This is a genomic window from Mesorhizobium sp. M1406 (genome assembly GCF_040317555.1).
Taxonomy (GTDB): Bacteria; Pseudomonadota; Alphaproteobacteria; order Rhizobiales; family Rhizobiaceae; genus Mesorhizobium.
Genome location: NZ_JAMYKW010000138.1, coordinates 1 through 3,551, shown reverse-complemented (window position 1 = coordinate 3,551; position 3,551 = coordinate 1). Strand labels below are relative to the sequence as shown.

At 57.2% G+C, this 3,551-nt stretch carries 3 pseudogenes; 1 reads left to right on the top strand and 2 read right to left on the bottom strand.

From position 1 onward, the window contains the following. Positions 1–1,601 precede the first annotated feature (1,601 nt). A pseudogene (locus tag NKH03_RS34445) lies at positions 1,602–1,868 on the bottom strand (IS66 family transposase); the annotation flags it as partial. A gap of 535 nt (positions 1,869–2,403) precedes the next feature. Then, positions 2,404–2,757 (bottom strand): annotated as a pseudogene (locus NKH03_RS34440) (ATP-binding protein); the annotation flags it as partial. A 29-nt stretch (positions 2,758–2,786) separates the two neighbouring features. On the opposite strand from NKH03_RS34440, the pseudogene NKH03_RS34435 reads away from it, so the two are divergent. Continuing rightward, positions 2,787–3,551 (top strand): annotated as a pseudogene (locus tag NKH03_RS34435) (IS6 family transposase); the annotation flags it as partial.

Genomic DNA, 3,551 nt, shown 5'->3' with positions numbered 1-3,551 from the left:
GGGCTTGGCCGCCGCGGGTCTTGCGTCGCGGAGCGCGCCATCCCGCAAGTGCCTCCGGCCTTACCCATAAGGTCAGGCTACCACGTCGGCGCAGACCTGCTTCGTAATGAATTTCATCTTTCCCACGTGATGACGACGATCTGCGCTCTGTCCGGGGAGGCTTCGCCCGAAAGGGCTTTCCCTTCGGGAAACACGCACTCAGGAGACAGACCATGACCGAACTCGCAAACTTCATCCGCCTCAACGGGAACGGCACCTATCTCGATGGGTCGTGTGCTGGCGCCTGTGCTAATCGAAACCACGTTCTTCCACAGGTGCAATCTTGCTTCTGTCAAATAAAATCACCTCGTACGAGCTTCCATATTCCGTCTTCACTCCGTCCAAGCCGTATCTCTGCGCGAAGGTAGCCCATGCGCCGAGTTCGTCAGGTTCCACTTGAGTACCCTGCTCGTCCATGACCGCTAATTTGAGGGGGTTTTTGCGCCTCGATAACAAAATACTTTCCAGAACTACCTGCATAGCCGCGTGCCGCGTTTACATCGTTTTCTGAGGTCATCCAAATTGCTTCGCCCGTGTGCCCGCTTTGCCCCGAACCGCCCCACACCCATCCCTATTAGCGTGGTTGAACTTGTTCCCGCTGGAAGTTCTTCCATCTTGTTCCTCTCCCAACCAACTGAGGCTGCAAGTTCTTCCATCTCCTTGCTCTCCCAACCAACTAAGGCGGCTTGATGTATGTGGGGACCGGTTTGCCTGGCTGTCGCGGGTCTTACCGGGCTCGTGACCTCGTCACCGACTGCTCTCAAAGCTCGGCGCGGTGGATTCTCGCGGCGACTCTCCCGGTACCACCCTCTCATTATTTGCATGCATTCGTTAGATATTTCGCCATGATAATAGGCACATGTTTGGTATTCTCCCCATTCTTCGCGCGGTTCAAGTTCTTTATCCGCGCACTCGATCTTCCCATTCTTATAAGCAAGGCATGCCCCCTTGTCCTCAGCCGAAACCTGACTACTCTGTACGAGGACGATCACGGTCGCAGCAAGGATCATCCCCTTCCAGAAAGACGGGGGATGCACTCGATGAATCGGGATGGCTGCGGTGGCGGTCTCTTTCGGTGAGGATCTCACGTAAGGATTTCCTTGTGCTCGTTTGTGAATTGTCCGCATCGCATCGGTTTCGCGATGCGACTTGCTGTAGTTTGTTGGGACAACTCAGATTGAGTTTGTTAGGACAACTCAGATTGTTATTTTAAGTCCGAATACACATTGAGAACCGGCGCCGTGCTTTCCTTGATTCAAAAGGTGGGATCCGCACCAGCTATTCATGGATGCCTATAGCAATTTGCTGCCTTGGGCAGTGTTCGCCGAGCACGGAGGAGAAGATGCTGCGGAAGGCTTGAAAACGTTTCAACATCCGCTAACACCTTGCGCTGGCTGCACGCGTGGGTGATGACGCAGGTAGCCGGTCCATGGGTGTGGTGAAATAGAAAATATTGGGCTCGCTATCGACGCGAGCAACAGCCGCGTGTGGATCTCCGATCGCCGTTGGCACCATGCCGGGAGATGTGATAGAGGGCAGCATGTCCTCACTTGCCTAGTCTCCGCATAGGCGACGTCGCGGACGAGATGCGCCAGGCAGTTCTGATGCGCATTTGCGTGGCCTTGTTGCGCGGCATAGCGATCGGAACACCAGACGTCGGGCCGATGGCCGTCCATCAGGGTCCGGACCACGACGGCGCCGCGCGTTGGCGCCGCTTGATGAACAACCGCTTCGGCGCAGCGAAACACCCAGTGGTAGGCGTTGCGTCCTTCGATCCGCACGCCGGTCTCATCGGAGGCGATGACCTTGGCCCGGCGCAACGCCGCGACGTCCTTGTCGCACTCGGCCGCGAACGCGCGTGGGTAATTGCGGCTCTCTCCATCCTTCTCCAGCGAGCGATATAGGCGACGGATATCCGCAGCGTTTACGCCATCTGCTTTCATGACCTGGCGGATGATCGGTTCGGATAGGATTTCGTCAAGCGTCGGTTCGCGCTCGTGCATGGGTCGCCTCCAAGATTTTCTGATTTTCCGCTTGATATACGGAAACGATGACCTGGTGATGTCGGCTGTGTGACGGATATGGATATGCGACCGTCCGATGTCAGAATCGGTCGCCGGGTAGTGTCAGTTTGGAAAGCGCAGCGTCTAGGCTTTACGCTCGGGCCGTGCGGCGCTTCGAAAGAGACCGCCACAACTCGGTTCTGTCGCAAACTTTTCGGAAAGGTCATTTGCTGATTGCCGATTCCGACGAAGCCGCCCCTTTGTTCCGACATGATTGCGCCCCCGGATTCCGAGATGATCTCGCCCCCTGGGGCTAGGGCTCTGCTGGCGTTGATTGTTGTCATTTCGTATGCGTCATGTGTCAAGCTTTTTGCGGCTGCTTTCGCCGCAGGCTTTCGCCCGTCAGATCGATGCGATGAGCGTTGTGAACGAGGCGATCCAGGATGGCGTCGGCATAAGTCGGATTTCCGATGACGTCATGCCATGCTGACACGGGCAGTTGGCTGGTGATGATGGTGGAGCGGCGGCCGTAGCGATCCTCGAGGATATCAAGGAGATCGTGGCGGGCCTGATCGTCGAGTTGTTCAAGGCCCCAATCATCAAGGATCAGCAATTGGACCCGGGCGAGCGTGCGTTGCAGGCGTGCGTAGCGACCATCGCCTCTGGCGAGCGTCAGGTTGGCGAACAGGCGTGGGGGCACCGTAAAGTTAACCGACGGCTGATGAAGATGTGCGAACATGGGCCATGTCAGAAGTTGCTCGTGATCCGCTTTATCGTCGCCACCGCTTTCCCGCCGAGATCATTGCGCACGCGGTATGGCTCTACTTTCGCTTTCCGCTCAGCCTGCGCATGGTTGAGGACATGCTGGCGGCCCGCGGCATCATCGTCACGCATCAGACCGTTCGAAACTGCGCGGAGAAATTCGGACGGCATTTCGCCCAGGAGATCAATATCAGCCGGCTGCCTGGGCGACAAATGGCATCTCGACGAATGTGTCGTGGCTATCAGTGGCAAGAAGCAGTGGCTCTGGCGTGCCGTCGATCAGGACGGCTTCGTCCTCGAAGTGCTGGTACAAAGCCGCCGAAATGCCAAGGCGGCAAAGCGTCTGATGCGCAAGTTGCTGAAAGCTCAAGGGCGGACACCACGGATCATGATCACCGACAAGCTCCGATCCTATGATGCCGCCATGCGCGACCTCATGCCCGGCGTCGAACACCGGTCGCACACAGCCCTGAATAATCGAGCGGAAAATTCGCACCAGCCGACCCGACGACGCGAAAGGATCATGAAACGCTTCAAGTCGGCACGCCAGCTTCAGCGGTTCGTTTCCATCCATGATCCGATTGCCGACCTGCTCACTTTCCCTGCAATGCGCTGTCATCGGCTCAACATCGAGACCTGCGTAACGCCGCCATGCAAATCTGGAACAAAATCGCGTGTCTCGCCGCAGCGTGACAGCCGTCCCGGCCAGCTATCGCTGCATCAATCCGCTGATAACTTTACAGTGCC